Source organism: Collinsella sp. CLA-ER-H3, assembly GCF_040092425.1.
Lineage (GTDB): Bacteria > Actinomycetota > Coriobacteriia > Coriobacteriales > Coriobacteriaceae > Collinsella.
This window is the reverse complement of record NZ_JBBNLP010000005.1, coordinates 78,142-94,065: the sequence shown is the minus strand read 5'-3', so window position 1 is coordinate 94,065 and position 15,924 is coordinate 78,142. Positions and strand designations below refer to the sequence as shown.

Below are 15,924 nucleotides of genomic sequence, written 5' to 3'. Positions count from 1 at the left end.
GGGACAGGCACCTTTGTGGTGGTTTTTGCTTTTGCGATGCAGCTCGAGGAGGAGTCCGATGGCCTATATCCCGTTTTGGATTTGCATCTTTGCCGGCGTGGCAAGTGATGCCCGAGAGCGACGGTTTCCCAATGGGCTTGCCGGCGCATGTGCCGTGGCGGCGTTGGCGGGCGTTTGGCTCGACCTCGGTTTGAACACAGCGCTTGACCACGCCGGTCTTGCGGTCATCGTCTACCTTGCCCTTGTGCTCACTGAGTCGCTCTGGCGGCGCCTTCGCCACGCCCCGGGCATCGGCATGGGGGATGCCAAGGCGCTCTTCGCGCTTTGCACGCTCGACCCTATGGGTGGCATCGTGGCATTTGCCGTCGCACTCCTGGCCCTGGCCCTCTCCTGCCTCTTCACAAAATCACGCTCCCTGCCATTGCTCCCGTTTTTGGTGCCGATTTTTGCCATAATCGAGGTCGTGGGCTGCACTTTGTAACCGATTGCGCATCCTTCTTAAGGAGCATGCCATGGCAACTAATCAAGAAACGGCCGTCATTAAGGCGCGCATGGACCGTATTCCCTCGGCGTTGTCGCCCGAACTTGTCGAGCGCATTGCCGCCGATCGTGCTTCGGGCTATGTCAACCCGTATCGTTGCAACGACGATCAGGTCATTCGTCGTATTGATCGCGCCGCCGACAAAGGCACGCTTATGCGTCCGGCGTTTATGCGCGATACCGAAAAGATACTTCATCTTCCGGCGTACACCCGTTATGCAGGCAAAACGCAGGTCTTTAGCTTCCGTAGCAATGACGATCTGTCACGCCGCGGTTTGCACGTGCAGTTCGTCTCCCGCATTGCGCGCGATATCGGTCGCGCCCTGGGGCTCAATTGCGATCTGATCGAGGCGATTGGCCTGGGTCACGACTTGGGACACACGCCTTTCGGCCATGCCGGCGAGCGTTTCCTCAACGATATCTATCATGAGCGTACGGGGCGTTATTTTTTCCATAACGTGCAGTCGGTCCGCGTGCTCGACACACTGTACGGCCGCAACGTGTCGCTCCAGACGCTCGACGGCGTGCTATGCCATAACGGCGAGTACGAGCAGCGTGTGTTTGAGCTCTCGGACATGAGCTCCTTTGACCAGTTTGACCAGACGGTTGAGGATTGCATTGCCACGGGCTATAGCGCAATTGGGCATCTGCGTCCCATGACGCTCGAGGGCTGCGTCGTTCGCATCTCGGATATTCTTGCCTACGTCGGTCGTGACCGTCAGGATGCGATCGCGGCGGGCCTGCTTTCGCCCGACGTTTTTGATGATGGCCGGGGCGGTGCCTACAACAGTTGGATCCTTACGCACGCTTCCATCGATATCGTTGAGCACAGCTATGGTAAGCCGCGCATCGAGATGAGCGAGGACCTGTTTGGGGAAATCCGCCGAGCCAAGCGCGAGAACTACGAGAAGATCTATAGCAAGGGCGGTATCGAAGGCGATTCCGAGGTGGAGCTGCGCGAGGCCTTCGAAAAGCTCTACGACCGTTGCCTGCGGGATCTAAACGAAGGCGACGAGTCTTCGTATATCTTTAAGCATCATATTTCGCGCATTGAGCAGCAACTTTCCTACTACGATCGCACCTATGCCTGGCAGGACGACAAGGATCAAGCCGTGGTGGATTATATCGCGAGCATGACGGACGGTTATTTCTGCGAACTGACGAGCAAGCTGTTCCCGGGTCTAAAGTTTCCGCATCGTACCTATATTAACGAACGGTAGTTCGTATCCTTTCGGTATACTGGTTAGTTGAAAACGTTTTTGATTGATGCACGGGATGGCTATGGACGACCTTTTTTCTGCCTCGACGCGCGAGCGTTCCTTTAAAAATGCGCCGCTCGCGGTGCGCATGCGACCCAATTCGCTCGACGAGTACGTGGGCCAGCAAAAGGCCGTCGGTAAGGGCTCATGGTTGCGTGCCGCGATCGAGCACGACGTGCTTTCGAGCGTGATTCTGTACGGGCCGGCCGGTACGGGTAAGACGACGCTGGCCCACATTATCGCCAACCATACCAAGAGCGAGTTTGTCGAGGTCAGCGCCGTGACGGGTACCGTGAAGGATCTTCGCCGCGTGATTGACGAGGCCAAGACGCGCCTGAATACCTACGACCGCCGCACCATCCTGTTTATCGACGAGATTCACCGCTTCTCCAAGTCTCAGCAGGATGCCTTGCTGCATGCGGTTGAGAACCGTACCGTCATTATGATTGGCGCCACGACGGAGAATCCGTACTTCGAGGTCAACTCGGCATTGCTCTCGCGCGGTCGCGTGGTGGAGCTTGAGCATCTTAAAGACGAGGATATCGCCACGCTTATCGAGCGTGCGCTCGAGGCGCCGCAGGGTTTGAACGGCAAGTTCTCGGCCGATGAGGATACGGTTAAGACCATCTGCACGCTGGCAGCGGGTGACGCTCGCTCGGCGCTCACGACGCTCGAACTTGCGAGCGAGATTGCCGTCACGCGTCCCGATACCGAGGGAACGCCAGCGCCCGTGGCGGGGGAGCGCTATCCCATCACCGTGGATGACGTGAAGATCGCCAACCCGCGTCGTGGATTTTCGTATGACAAAAACGGCGACATGCACTACGACATCATCAGTGCGTTTATTAAGTCCATGCGCGGTAGCGACCCCGATGCCACAATCTATTGGCTCGCGCGCATGATTGATGCGGGGGAGGATCCCAAGTTTATCGCTCGCCGTATTATGATTCAGGCTTCTGAGGATGTTGGCAACGCCGACCCGCAGGCGCTTTTGGTGGCGCATGCCGCGTTTAAGTCTGCCGAGGTCATTGGCTATCCCGAGTGCCGCATTAACCTGGCTCAGGCTGCACTCTATGTGTGTTTGGCCCCTAAATCCAACGCGTGTGAGGCTTCGATTGATGCGGCGCTGGCCGATATCCATTCTAGTGGGCTTCGCGAGGTGCCGAGTTATCTGCGCGATCGCCATCGCCCAGGCAGCGACGACTACGGTGTGTATAAATACCCGCACGATTATCCCGAAGGCTGGGTCGATCAGCGCTATTTGCCCGAGGGGCTGGAGCGCGGTGCGTTCTGGCAGCCTGCCGGGCGCGGCTGGGAAGAGTGGCGCGTAGAGCAAAGCGAGCGCGACCGCAGCGGGAATGCACCGAAGTAGCTGCTGATAATTTTGTCCCACGTTGCTACTCTTGGCATGTTCGGTCCCCTTTGGGGTACCATGAAAAGCGTCTGTATTTCGATTTTTCCGGGAGGCTTGTATGAGTCCCATTCAAATCGCCCTGCTGCTGCTCGCCGTTGCCGGCGTGTGGGCCATCGCTGAGCTCGCGCTTACCCTGCGCAAGACCCGCAATGTTGTCGACTCGCTCGATAAGACCGTGAACGACCTCAACAACACCATCGCCGAGGCTCAGCCTGTGGTGGCAAAGCTCGATGGCGCTGTCGATGAGCTTACGCCGGCGCTTGCCCAGATGGAGCCGCTGCTTAAGTCGAGCAAGACGGCAGTTGATGCCCTTACCTCCAATCTCGTAGAGGTCGAAGCCGTGGTTCGCGACATTTCTGAGGTTACGGGCAGCATGGCCGAGGCCAGCAATGCTGTGTCTAGCGTGACCGACTCTGCCGCCGGTGCTGTGCAGAAGCTCTTCAATAAGGTGAAGGCTCCTGCAGCCGACGCCGATCGCAAGCTCGCCGCTGCCGCTGCGGAGGCCGAGCTGCCTACCGAGCGCGTCCTAATTGGCGAGGACGAGGCTGCCGCGGGCGACGATGATGGTCAGAAGTCTGTATCCAAGCCGGCTCAGTATTACACCTACACGCCCGCCGAGACCTCTGAGGAGTCCTGCGATGAGTAGCGAAGCAACTTGCCCCATTACGCTGACCGTTGCCGGCGACCCGCGTCTGGCGCGCCTTGTGCGCATGACGGCGGCAAATGTCGGTGCGCTCTGCTCCATGTCCGTCGATCGCATCGAGGACATTCGTATGGCTGCCGAGGAAGCATTTATTTTCGGCTGCACGGCTGTTGATTCCGATGACATCTCGATCAAATTCGATGTCGACGAATCTCACGTTGGCATGACCTTTACCTTTGGCGACCAGGCCACCGTCGACGAGGATGACCAGGCCGCTGTGTATGCCGAGCTCATTTTGGCGAGCGTGTGCGACTCCTACGAAAAGACTGCGGCGCCCCTGACGCTTTCCCTCGACCTCAAGGCGGATATCTAATATGACCGAACGTTCCCGGAGCGGTAAGACCGCTTGGGACAAGGAGAAAACCCGCGAGCTGTTTCGTCGCTATAAAGAGACCGGTGACCCGGACGCACGCGAGCAGCTCGTCATGTCCCACATGAACCTGGTAAGGTTTCTTGCCAACAAGTTTAAGAACCGCGGCGAGCCGCTCGATGACCTGATGCAGGTTGGTTATTTGGGCCTGCTCAAGGCTATCGATCGCTTTGACCCTGAGCGCGGACTCGAGTTCACCACGTTTGCCACGCCTACCATCTTGGGCGAGATCAAGCGTCACTTCCGCGACAAGGGCTGGAGCGTGCGCGTGCCCCGTCGCTTGCAGGAGCTCTCGGCCAAGGTCAACCAGGCTACCGATAAGCTCACCAACGAGCTACAGCGCTCGCCTAAGGTTGAGGAAATCGCTGAGTACTTGGACGTGACGGTCGATGAGGTGCTGGAGGCCATGGAATCGTCTTCGGCCTATACCTCGGTGCCCATCGAGGCTCCTGGTGCGTCCGATTCGGACGATGCCCCCTCGATTCTCGACCGTTACGCCGACGACGACAACGAGCTCGACTTTACCGATGACCGCCTAGTGATCGAGGAAGCCATCCGTGATTTCTCGCCGCGCGAGCGCGAGGTGATTGAGCTGCGCTTTGTGAAGGGCATGACCCAGATCGAGATCGCCAAGAAGCTGGGTATTTCTCAGGTACAGGTTTCGCGTCTGCTGCGCCGCACGCTTAAGAAGATTCAGGACAAGATCGACCCCGACGGAGTGATGATTCGTTCATGAGTGAGCACCCCCAGCAAACCGATCGCGTGCTGCGCGACACCCGCATTCTGACGCTGCGCATTTGGGCTGTTGTCGGCTGCATTGTTATTGCTGCTGTCATCTTTAACCTTATGGGCATCCTGGCACCGGTTATTGAGTTTCTTGCCGTCGGCTCCATCATTGCTTTTGTGATGTCCCCGATCACCAACTGGCTCGAGCACCATGGCGTGAATCGCGGCATCGGTTCGCTTATCGCGCTTATTGTTGTTGTTGCCGTGCTCGTCGGTGTCGTTTGCATCTTGTCGCCGATTCTCTTTGGTCAGATCATGGAAGTCCTGAGCCGCCTGCCCGAGCAGCTTCGTGTTGCGGGTGGCGATCTCAATGAGATGATCTCGCATGCCAAGACGCTCAACAACACGCCGCTCAAGGAGTATTTGGACGATAATCTTTCGTCCCTGGTTACCGTGGCATCGAAGTATGTGTCTCAGATTGCTGCCGAGCTTGGTCGCGGTGTGTTCCCGCTCATCACCAATACGGCCTCGCAGTTGTTCGTGATCTTCCTTGGTCTGGTGCTTGCCTACTGGATGGCCTGCGACTACCCTCGCATGCATCACGAGATTTGCACCATCATCGGTCAGGAGAAGGAGACCTCGTACCGCTTTATGGTCGCCATCCTTTCTCGCTCTGTCGGCGGCTACATGCGCGGTATGGTCGTGACGTCCATCTGCGGTGGTTTCCTCGCCTTTATCGGTTTTTTGATCATCGGTCATCCGTATGCGGCGCTCATGGCTATCTTTACCGGCATCATGCATTTGGTTCCGGTCGTCGGTCCCTGGGTGAGCGCAGCAATCGCCACGGTACTCGGCTTCATGTTCAGTCCCATGTTGGCGTTATGGACGCTCATCGTGACGATGGTCGCGCAAAACGTCACCGATAACGTGATTTCGCCTAAGGTTATGCAGAGCTCGGTGCAGGTGCATCCCATCATGAGCCTCACGGCGCTCGTTATTGGCTCGGCACTCATGGGCCCCATCGGCATGATTATTGCCATCCCGCTATGTGCGGCCCTCAAGGGTATCTTCGTGTACTACTTCGAGAATGAGACCGGCCGCCAGCTTGTGGCCTATGACGGCGCCGTGTTTAAGGGCACACCGTACCGCGATGTCGATGGCAACCCGGTCGCCGCCTACGACGCGCTCGGCGACGACACCTTCATCTACGAGTCCGAGCTCATCGGCAACGAGACCGCGCCCGAGGCCCAGGCCATGCCCAAACCCGAGCTCGATAATCCCTGGATGAAGCTCTCGGGCCTTCAGCCCGATGCTACGGGCTTTTTCAAGAATCCCTTCGCCAAAGACGACGATTTCAATATGAACGACGAAACCAAAACCGGCATCGACGGCTCCATGGACGATTCGGATTCTAAATAGGTTCTATTAACGTTTCTTGAAGTTGTAAATGACAAGAAACGCGACCAAAGCGATTGATAAGGGGCCGGCTACATAGAAAAAGAGAACGTCAATTGCGCGTAGAGTGTAATAAGCCTTATCGCCGGACATTACTGTATACAATACGTATCCAAATGATGGTTGGTTTGCGTACCAGCATGAGAAGGCTAAGAGCGCTAAAAGTGCTACAACCAGAAGTGCATTCAGGACAAATCGTTTGCTTTTCATCGATCGCTCCTTCCGGGTGAATCTTATATGCAATTATTCAGCAGTCCTTTTTCAAAGGATCGCGCAGTACTAAATAACGTGCACTTTCGCTGGAGGGTCGCTGTTTGGCGACCCTCTTTTTTGCACAGGCGCGGCGGGATGGTAATATCGTTACGTTTGAACTGTTTCGATGTGAAACCGAGGAGATTCCCTCTATGAGTGCTGACTACCCGTCAATGACTACGGCCGAGATTCGCTCCAAGTTCCTCAACTTCTTTGAGGAGCGCGGTCTTAAGCTCTATCCTTCTTCGTCCCTCGTCCCTGACGATCCTTCGCTGCTGCTTGCCAACGCCGGCATGAACCAGTTTAAGGAGTACTACCAGGGCAAGAAGACCATGAAGGAGATCGGCGCTATCTCCTGCCAGAAGTGCGTCCGCACCAACGACATCGATTGCATCGGCGAGGACGGCCGTCACCTGTCCTTCTTTGAGATGCTCGGCGACTTCTCCTTTGGCGGCGTCTCCAAGCAGCAGGCTTGCGCCTGGGCCTTTGAGCTCATCACCAAGGAGTTCAAGCTGCCGCTCGACCGCCTGTACTTCACCGTCTTTACCGAGGACGACGAGACCCACGACGTGTGGCGTTCTCTGGGCGTTGCTGAGGACCACATCTCCCGCCTGGGCGAGGACGATAACTTCTGGGCCGCTGGCCCCACCGGTCCCTGCGGTCCGTGCTCCGAGATCTACTTTGACATGGGCGAGGAGGTCGGCTGCGGCAGCCCCGACTGCAAGCCTGGCTGCGACTGCGACCGCTTCCTGGAGTTCTGGAACCTCGTCTTTACCCAGTACGACCGCCAGGAGGACGGCTCCATGCCGGAGCTGCCGCACCGCAACCTCGATACGGGCATGGGCCTGGAGCGCATGGCCGCCATCATGCAGCACAAGACCGCCAACTACGACGGCGATCTGATGCAGCACCTCATCAAGCTGGGCGAGAAGATTAGCGGCAAGACCTATGACGCCGACGATTACTCTGGCGCCAGCCGCTCCCTGCGTATCATCGCCGACCACTCCCGTGCCGTCGACTTTATGATCTCGGACGGCATCCTTCCCGGTAACGAGGGTCGCGAGTACGTCCTTCGCCGCCTGCTCCGTCGTGCCGTGTTCCACGGTCGCCTGCTGGGCATCGAGGGCGCCTTCCTGACCAAGTTCATCGACGAGGTTAACGCTCAGATGGGTGAGGCTTATCCCGAGCTGCTCAAGAATGTCGCGCTCGTCAAGGGTATCGTCGTCTCCGAGGAGGAGCGCTTCTCCACGACGCTCGACAACGGCCGCGTCTATCTGGACGAGGCCCTGGCAGCGCTTGCCGAGGGCGCCGTGCTTTCGGGCGATGTCGCCTTTAAACTGCACGACACCTTTGGTTTCCCCATCGATCTGACCGTCGAGATCGCCGGCACCGCTGGCCACGACGTCGATATGGACGGCTTCACTGCCTGCATGGAGGACCAGAAGGCCCGCGCCCGCGCCAATGCCAAGGGCGACGCCTGGGGCAGCTTCAACGACGTGTGGGTCGAGCTTTCGGACAAGGTCGCAGCGACCGAGTTCGACGGCTATGACAACGATGTGATCGAGGGCGCCAAGGTTGTCGCCATCGTGCGCAACGGCGAGTCCGTCGAGTCCGCTGCCGCCGGCGAGGATGTCGAGGTTGTGCTCGACCGCACCCCGTTCTATGCCGAGATGGGTGGCCAGCAGGGCGATGCCGGCAAGCTTTCCGCCGAGGGCGTTGTTCTGACCGTTGCCGACACCAAGAACCACAACGGCCTGTATGCCCACGTCGCGCACGTTGCCGAGGGCACGCTGGCTGTCGGTGCCGCTGTTACCGCCGCGCTCGACGCCGAGCGCCGTGGCTTCCTGCGCCGCAACCACACCGCCACGCACCTGCTCGACGCTGCCCTTAAGCAGGTCCTGGGCGAGCACGTCTCCCAGGCCGGCTCGCTGGTGACGCCCGAGCACCTACGCTTTGACTTCACGCACTTCGAGGCCCTGTCCTCCGAGCAGCTCAAGGCTGTCGAGGACCTGGTCAACCAGCAGATCTTCGCTTCCAAGCCGGTCGTGACCCGTGTCATGGGCATCGACGAGGCTAAGGCTGCCGGCGCTGTCGCTCTGTTTGGAGAGAAGTACGGCGATGTCGTCCGCGTCGTCTCCGTGGGCGCTGAGGACCAGCCGTTCTCCCGCGAGCTCTGTGGTGGCACCCATGCCGCCAATACCGCAGAGATTGGTCTGTTCAAGATCATTTCCGAGTCCTCCACGGGCTCCAATGTCCGCCGTATCGAGGCCGTGACCTCTAAGGGTGCCCTCGACTACATGGCCGACCGCCTGGCGCTCGTTGACGCCGCCGCCGCTGCGCTCAAGTGCCGCGTCGACGAGGTTCCCGCCCGCGTGGAGAACCTGCAGGCTGAGCTGCGCGAGACGTCCAACAAGCTCAAAAAGGCTCTGACCGGTGGCTCCTCCGACGCCATCTCCAGCGCCATCGAGGGCGCCGTCGAGCTCGACGGCTATAAGCTCGTTGTCGCTGAGCTCCAGGGCCTTGAGGCTGCCGACCTGCGCAACGTATGGGATACCGTGCATCAGAAGGTCGCCGGCCCTGTCGCTTGTGTCGTCGCCAGCGTGACTGAGAAGGGCACTCCGACCCTGCTCGCTGCCGGCTCCGATGACGCCGTCAAGGCCGGTTTCCACGCCGGTAACGTGATCAAGCAGATCGCGGGTCTGGTCGACGGTCGCGGTGGCGGTCGTCCCAACATGGCCCAGGCCGGTGGCAAGAATGCTGCCGGCATCGCCGATGCCCTCGCGGCCGCTAAGACCGCGCTCGGCGCCTAAGAATCTAAGAAGTCGCTGTGGTTGCGCTCGCGCTGGACATAGGGGAGACCAGGATTGGCATCGCCGTCTCGAGCCGTGATGGCAAGATGGCGATGCCTGTCAAGGTGCTTCCGGCTGCCGAGGTCACCGGTATGGCCAAGACGTTCCGCTACCTGGTTGAGGACTATGAGCCCGACATCCTGGTAAGCGGACGCCCCCTGACCATGGCCGGTGAGCCCGGCCCCCAGGCCGAGCGCGTTGCCGCCGTGGCGCAAAAGATTGCCGACGAGCTCGATCTTCCGCTGGAGTTTGAGGACGAACGTCTGTCTTCGCAAGAGGCCAAGCGTATCCTGCGCGAGCAGGGCCTCAACGAAAAGCAGATGAGGGGCAAGATCGACATGATTGCCGCCAGCCTGTTTTTGCAGACGTGGCTCGATCGTAAAAACGAGGAGGTTTCGCATGTCTAGCGCTTCCGATCCGCGCCAGCAGAATCGTACACGGCAGCCGGCGTCGCGCCCTGCCCAGCCTGGCCAGCGTCCGGCACAGCCGACGCAGCGCGCAGCTCAGTCTGCCGCGCGCTCGGTGCAGTCCTTCTCTCATTCGGCCCAACCTGTTCAACGGACGGGTCAGCAGCCTTCTGCTCGTTCGGTTCAGCATTCGGCTTCTCACGCGGCTCAACAGCCCACTGCTCGTACGGCCCAGCCTGCAGGCGGTACCCGCTTTAAGCAGCAGGCACCTACCCAGCGAACTCAGGTCCCTCAATCGCATTCGCATCACGCTCGCGGTTCGCATGGCGTTGCTCCGGCGACCCGCTCGAGCTACAACACGCATGCTCGTCGCGGTGCTCAAAAGAAAAGCTCCCCGGTGCCTATGATTATCGGCGTTGTGGTGGCGGTGCTCGCGCTTGCTGCGATCGCTTTCTTTGTCGTGCCGGCCGTCAAGGGCTTCTTTGCCGGTGAGGATACGAAGGTCACGGCTGGTCAGCAGGTTACGGTGACCATTCCCGATGGTGCTTCAGGCGATACGATCGCCTCGATTCTCTCCGAGAACCATATCGTAGAAAATCCCAAGGATTACTATGCGGCGGTGAAAAAGCTCAACGCCGATATGTCGCTCAGGCCCGGTGATTATTCGTTCACCACACTCATGGATGCGACCAAGGTTGTTCAGCAGCTCATGGAAGGCCCCAACGCGGGCTCCAGTGCGCTGACTATCCCTGAGGGCCTGACGGTCGATCAAGTCGCCGACCGTGTGGCCCAGGCCTACGACAGCATCTCTAAGGAAGACTTCCTCAACCAGGCCAAGGCCTCCAACTACGTGGACGACTATAGCTTCCTTAAGGGCGCCGCCAACGATTCGCTCGAGGGTTTCTTGTTCCCCAAGACCTATTCGTTGGGTGATTTGCCGACGGCCGATGGCGTGATTCGCGCTATGCTCGATCAGTTTAAGACCGAGTACAAGTCGCTTGACTTTGCGAGCTGCGAAGCCAAGATCAAGGAACGCTACGGTGTGGAGATGTCCGACTACGACATCGTCAACTTGGCCTCTATCGTTGAGCGCGAGGGCCTCAACGCCGACCAGCGCGCGCACGTGGCCTCGGTCTTCTACAACCGTCTTGCCGGCAAGCTCGATGGTCTGCGCTATCTCAACAGCGATGCGACCATGATGTATGTCACCGGTGGCGAGGTTACCGCCGACGACCTGCAGAGCGATAGTCCGTATAACACCTATAAGCACGAGGGCCTGCCGCCCACGCCCATCTGCTCTCCGTCGCTCGAGGCACTCAAGGCCACGCTTGAGCCGACCGACTCCGATGACCTGTATTTCTACATTACGCAGGACGAGGAGTACTTCTCGCAAACCTACGAAGAGCATCAACAGTCTTGGAATTAGCATGAGGATTTTTAGCCCCAAACGTTACGTTGCCTCGGTCGATCGCATCGACCTTGATACCCTTTGGGCCGACGGCAAACGCGCCATTCTGCTCGATCGCGATAACACCCTGGTGCCGCGCGACACCGAGCAGGTTCCCGCCGCGGTTTCCGCTTGGCTCGATACCGCCCGCGCCAAAGGCTTTAAGCTGTGCATGGTGTCCAACAACTGGCATCGCGACCAGGTCATGGCATCAGCACGCGAGCTGGGACTCGAGGCCATCAGCCATGCCATGAAGCCGGCGCCGTTTGCCCTCAAGGCGGGTCTTAAGCGCCTCGGCGCCACGGCTGACGAGGCGGTGCTGATCGGTGATCAGCTCTACACGGACGTGTGGAGCGGCAACTTCGCCGGCGTCGATACCATCCTGGTAAAGCCGCAGGCGACGCAGGACCTGTGGTATACGCAGATCTTCCGTATCTTTGAGCGCCGGGCCCTGCGCGACCTTCCTTGCGAGGAATAGGTCTCGTCATGTCCCAGCACATCAAACACGGCTGCGACCATATCTTCTTTATCGGCTTTTTGGGCGCGGGCAAGTCGACGCTTGCGCGCAACGTGGGCACCATGTTCAAGCGGCGTTTTATCGATACCGACCGTCTGGTCGTGCGCCGTTGCGGCAAGTCGGTAACCGAGATTTTTGAGACCGAGGGCGAGGATCGTTTTCGCGAGCTCGAGACCTCGGCGCTCCGTTCGCTCCAAAGCGAGCGCAGCCTGTTGGTTTCGTGCGGGGGCGGTATCGTCGAAACGCCGGTGAATATTGAACTGATGCACGAAATGGGTACGTGCGTGTACCTCGAGGGCGACTTCGAGGATTCGATTCGACAGATTCGTCGGTCCGACACGCGCCCCGATTTCCGTTCGCCCGAGCATGCTGCGCGCCTGTTTGAGCATCGCCGTCCGCTGTATCGCCAGGCCGCCGACCTTACCCTTGATATTCGCAACAAGTCCTTCGAGGACGTTTCCTACCTTTGTGCCGAGATGCTTTTGGAGCGTGGGCTGCTATGATTCGCCGTCAACTGATCAATTTCCAAAACCGCAGCGTCGATGTCCGTGTCGGATTGGGTGCGTTCGATGAACTGTCGCGCATGTTTGCCTCGGCCGTGGGCAAGCCTAAGCGCGCGATGGTCGTTTGGAACACCGCCACGTCAGAGCGTTTTGGTGAGGTCGTCGAGCATGCGCTGGTCGACGCCGGTTTTGTCATGTCACAGCTCTTCCTCGAGGTTTCGCCTGCTGGTGCCACGCTGGCCGATGCCGATGCGATCTTTGGCGCCCTGTCTGCCAACGGCATTACCTGCGACGATCTGGTTGTCGCCGTTGGCGATGCCCCGACCTGCTCGGTTGTTTGCTGGTGCGCCAACCAGTGGTGTGGCCGAACCGAGTGCGCACTGCTGCCGACGACCTTCGACGCCATGCTCACGGTCGCGACGACCATGAAGCCGCTCGTCGCCTCGTCGGCCAATGCGCTTCCCGCTATCGCGTTTCGTCCCGAACCGGGCTTGGTTGTGTGTGACCTCGACCTTGTTCGCGAGACGGACCCCGAGGACCTCAAGCTCGGCTACGCGGTACTTGTTGGCACCATGCTTTCAAGTAGCAAATCCCGCTGGAATCAGTTTACCGAGACCGTCCCCGAGATTCTTGCCGGCGACGAAGTTGCACTCGTCAATGCCGTCCAGTGGTCTCAGACTGCCCGCAAGGACGTACTGATGGCCACGAACCCGAGCGCCCGCCATGCACTCGATTTTGGTAAGACGGGGGAGCGCACCCTGCGCGCCTGCTTGGGCGATGCCGCTTCGCAGGTCCCTGCCTACCAGCTGTTGTCCGAGGGCATGCGCTTTGAGGCGCGCCTAGCACATGATGCCTGCGACTTTGATATCGATTACGTCTTTGAGGTCGATGACTGCCTGGAGGACTTTGGCATCGAGGAACTTGCCTTCGACCTGGAGCCCACCGCGTTTATCGAGGAGTTCCGCAAGCAGCAGTTCGCCCGCTCGAACCGCAGCATGTTGCCGCTGCCCGCAGCGCTCGGCTCCATTCGTCTAACGAGTGTTGAGGACGAGGTTCTTGAGCGCCATGCTCACGCCTACTTGGCTTCCCGCAAAGAACTTCTCTAAGATTTATTGACATCCATCGTCTTTCGTATCATGTTGAGGGACGGGTTTTCAATCGGTTGCGGTTCGTATGCGATTCCGACGTTCGGTTGAGACCCGTCCCGCACTTTTTGAGACAATAAGAAAGGAATCTGCATGTCTGAGTTTGCTGCCGGTCCTGCCGGTCGTATCGAACGTGTCCGTGCCCTGATGGTCGTGCGCGGTTACGACGCTATCGTGGTACGCGATGAGGCCAATCTTCGTTGGCTCACGGGCGTGAAGGGCGTCTTCGACTACACCTTCGAGTTCCCGCACGCGGCGTTTATTACGGCTGACCAGTGCCTGTTCCATACCGACTCGCGCTACCTCAACAGCTTTGAGGAGAACACGCCCGCCGACAGCCCCTGGGTCTACGACATGGACGAGGGCACCATCCCCGGTTGGGTCGCCGGCAAGATCGCGGCCAACAAGTGCCGCGTCTGCGCTGTCGAGGACGACATGCAAATCAACTTCTACCAGGGTATTCAGCGTGGTCTGGAGGACCGTTCCGTCGCCTGCATGTTGCCGCTGATGCATGACGACATTCGCAAGATGCGCGCCATCAAGGACGCCGAGGAGATCGAGCTCATGCGCCATGCGCAGTCGATCACCGATGCCGCCTTCCAGCATATGCTCGGCTTTATTAAGCCCGGTATGACCGAGAAGCAGGTTCGCAACGAGCTCGAGAACTTTATGTTCGCCAACGGCGCCGACAGCCTGGCCTTCGGCTCCATTGTGGCGAGCGGCCCCAACACCGCCAACCCGCATGCCGTACCGAGTGACCGTGTCATCGAGAAGGGCGACTTCGTCCTCATGGATTACGGCGCGGGCTACTGCGATTATCGTTCCGACATGACGCGCACCGTCGTGATGGGCGAGCCTACCCAGGAGCAGCTTGACCTGTACGCGCTCGTGCGCCGTACGCACGAGGAGTGCGTCGCTGCCATCCATCCGGGCGTCGAGGGCAACGACATTTTTAAGCTTTCCAAGAAGATCATCGGCGATGCCGGTTATGGCGATTACTACAACCATGGCCTGGGCCACGGCGTTGGTATCGACATCCACGAGCTGCCCAACTTCAACCGCAGCAAGAACAGCATCGAGGTCGGCTCGGTTATCACCATGGAGCCCGGCGTGTATCTGCCCGGTGTGGGTGGCGTGCGTCTGGAGGACTACGGCGTGGTCACTGAGAACGGCTACGAGCCCTTCACCAAGACCCCGCACGACCTGCACGTCATCGATTGCTAGCCCATTTCGATAGATTTTTGGGGCGGGGCGTCCGGAGCAATTCGGGCGCCCCGCGTTCTCTTTTTATGCGCTCGCTGCAGGCGCCGTCTGCAAGTGTATAATTTCGGTCGTATGTAATTTGGACGCTTGTGCGTTCTGCCCATAACAAGAAAGGTCGCTATGCCTACCATTTCTACCGCCGACTTCAAGAACGGCCTCGGTCTCCGCATTAAGGACAAGGTCTACACCATCGTCGAGTTCCAGCATGTCAAGCCGGGCAAGGGTGGCGCGTTTGTGCGCTACAAGACCCGCGACATCAAGAGCGGCCGCGTCGTCGAGAACACCTGCAACGCCGGCACCAAGTTCGAGAGCGTCATGCTCACCACCCGTGAGTTCCAGTACCTCTACAACGATGGCGCTGACTACATCTTCATGGACAACGAGACCTATGAGCAGGTTCCCGTTCCCGAGGACATGGTGGGCGAGAACTCCAAGTGGCTGCGCGAGAACGACATCTGCCAGCTGCTCTTCGCCGACGATGAGCTCATGGGCGTGACGCCGCCGATGTTCATCGAGACCACCATCGTCCAGACCGACCCGGGCTTTAAGGGCGACACCGTCCAGGGTTCCACCAAGCCGGCCACGATTGACACCGGCGCTGTCATCCAGGTCCCCATGTACCTCAACGAGGGCGAGGTCATCAAGGTTGACACCCGCGACGGCAAGTTCGTCTCCCGCGTCTAGCAACCAACTCTTCTAGGAGGACTCATGCCCCAGGAAATCAAGATTGACGGCATCGGCATTTCGCCCGATGTTCTGACCGCCATCGTCTCGCGCGCCGTGTCGGATGTCGAGGGCATCGCCTCCGTTGGCGTCAAGGACCTTGCCACCAACCTTGTCTCCATGATGCTCTCGTCCAAGGCCCCGGCTTCCGAGCCGGCGGTCGAGGCCGAGGTCGTCGGCGACAAGCTCGCACTCACCGTGCGTGTCGTGGTGTTCTTTGGCTATCCGTTCAAGAAGCTCGCCGAGGCCGTTCGCGCCGCCGTGGTCGCTGCCATCGATGCTCAGGTGGGCGTCGAGGTCGAGCGCGTTGACGTTTGCATCGACGGTCTCGTTTTCCCCAAGGAGTAACCT

At 59.3% G+C, this 15,924-nt stretch carries 16 protein-coding genes; all 16 read left to right on the top strand.

Annotated elements, in window-relative coordinates; all coding sequences use genetic code 11:
- Window positions 1-58 precede the first annotated feature (58 nt).
- Window positions 59-481, top strand: coding sequence for a prepilin peptidase (locus AAAX32_RS05665; RefSeq protein ID WP_347486456.1), 423 nt, complete (start codon window positions 59-61; stop codon window positions 479-481).
- 31 nt (window positions 482-512) lie between these two features.
- A complete protein-coding gene (locus AAAX32_RS05660; protein ID WP_349100247.1) occupies window positions 513-1,760 on the top strand; it encodes an HD domain-containing protein in 1,248 nt (415 codons plus the stop codon).
- Window positions 1,761-1,821: 61 nt separating this feature from the next.
- Entirely contained in the window at window positions 1,822-3,171 is a 1,350-nt protein-coding gene (locus AAAX32_RS05655) for a replication-associated recombination protein A (protein WP_346981354.1), read from the top strand.
- Between the two features lie 100 nt (window positions 3,172-3,271).
- Entirely contained in the window at window positions 3,272-3,859 is a 588-nt protein-coding gene (locus AAAX32_RS05650) for a hypothetical protein (RefSeq protein ID WP_346981353.1), read from the top strand.
- Window positions 3,852-4,229, top strand: coding sequence for a hypothetical protein (locus AAAX32_RS05645; protein ID WP_022094590.1), 378 nt, complete (start codon window positions 3,852-3,854; stop codon window positions 4,227-4,229). Before AAAX32_RS05650 ends, AAAX32_RS05645 begins: the two co-directional genes overlap by 8 nt.
- 1 nt (window position 4,230) lies before the next feature.
- Window positions 4,231-5,022, top strand: a complete 792-nt coding sequence (locus tag AAAX32_RS05640; protein WP_022094589.1) for an RNA polymerase sigma factor SigF — start codon at window positions 4,231-4,233, stop codon at window positions 5,020-5,022.
- Entirely contained in the window at window positions 5,019-6,431 is a 1,413-nt protein-coding gene (locus AAAX32_RS05635) for an AI-2E family transporter (protein WP_217107871.1), read from the top strand. The genes AAAX32_RS05640 and AAAX32_RS05635 overlap by 4 nt, the downstream gene beginning before the upstream one ends.
- A gap of 440 nt (window positions 6,432-6,871) precedes the next feature.
- A complete protein-coding gene (alaS, locus tag AAAX32_RS05630) occupies window positions 6,872-9,529 on the top strand; it encodes an alanine--tRNA ligase (protein ID WP_349100246.1) in 2,658 nt (885 codons plus the stop codon).
- Window positions 9,530-9,546: 17 nt separating this feature from the next.
- Window positions 9,547-9,975, top strand: a complete 429-nt coding sequence (gene ruvX / locus AAAX32_RS05625; RefSeq protein WP_329737985.1) for a Holliday junction resolvase RuvX — start codon at window positions 9,547-9,549, stop codon at window positions 9,973-9,975.
- Window positions 9,968-11,401, top strand: coding sequence for an endolytic transglycosylase MltG (gene mltG, locus AAAX32_RS05620; protein ID WP_349100245.1), 1,434 nt, complete (start codon window positions 9,968-9,970; stop codon window positions 11,399-11,401). Before ruvX ends, mltG begins: the two co-directional genes overlap by 8 nt.
- A 1-nt stretch (window position 11,402) precedes the next feature.
- Window positions 11,403-11,900, top strand: a complete 498-nt coding sequence (locus AAAX32_RS05615; RefSeq protein ID WP_117639353.1) for a YqeG family HAD IIIA-type phosphatase — start codon at window positions 11,403-11,405, stop codon at window positions 11,898-11,900.
- 8 nt (window positions 11,901-11,908) lie between these two features.
- Window positions 11,909-12,442: a shikimate kinase gene (locus AAAX32_RS05610; protein WP_035138190.1), complete on the top strand. Its 534-nt coding sequence runs from the start codon at window positions 11,909-11,911 to the stop codon at window positions 12,440-12,442.
- A complete protein-coding gene (locus AAAX32_RS05605) occupies window positions 12,439-13,548 on the top strand; it encodes a hypothetical protein (RefSeq protein WP_349100244.1) in 1,110 nt (369 codons plus the stop codon). Before AAAX32_RS05610 ends, AAAX32_RS05605 begins: the two co-directional genes overlap by 4 nt.
- A 132-nt stretch (window positions 13,549-13,680) precedes the next feature.
- The gene (locus AAAX32_RS05600; RefSeq protein ID WP_349100243.1) at window positions 13,681-14,811 is read left to right on the top strand and encodes a Xaa-Pro peptidase family protein; all 1,131 of its coding nucleotides are present in this window, start codon (window positions 13,681-13,683) and stop codon (window positions 14,809-14,811) included.
- Between the two features lie 159 nt (window positions 14,812-14,970).
- Window positions 14,971-15,534 (top strand): elongation factor P, encoded by a 564-nt coding sequence (gene efp / locus AAAX32_RS05595; RefSeq protein WP_117806186.1) that lies wholly within the window; start codon window positions 14,971-14,973, stop codon window positions 15,532-15,534.
- Between the two features lie 24 nt (window positions 15,535-15,558).
- The gene (locus AAAX32_RS05590; protein WP_006233982.1) at window positions 15,559-15,921 is read left to right on the top strand and encodes an Asp23/Gls24 family envelope stress response protein; all 363 of its coding nucleotides are present in this window, start codon (window positions 15,559-15,561) and stop codon (window positions 15,919-15,921) included.
- The last annotated feature ends 3 nt before the right edge of the window (window positions 15,922-15,924 follow it).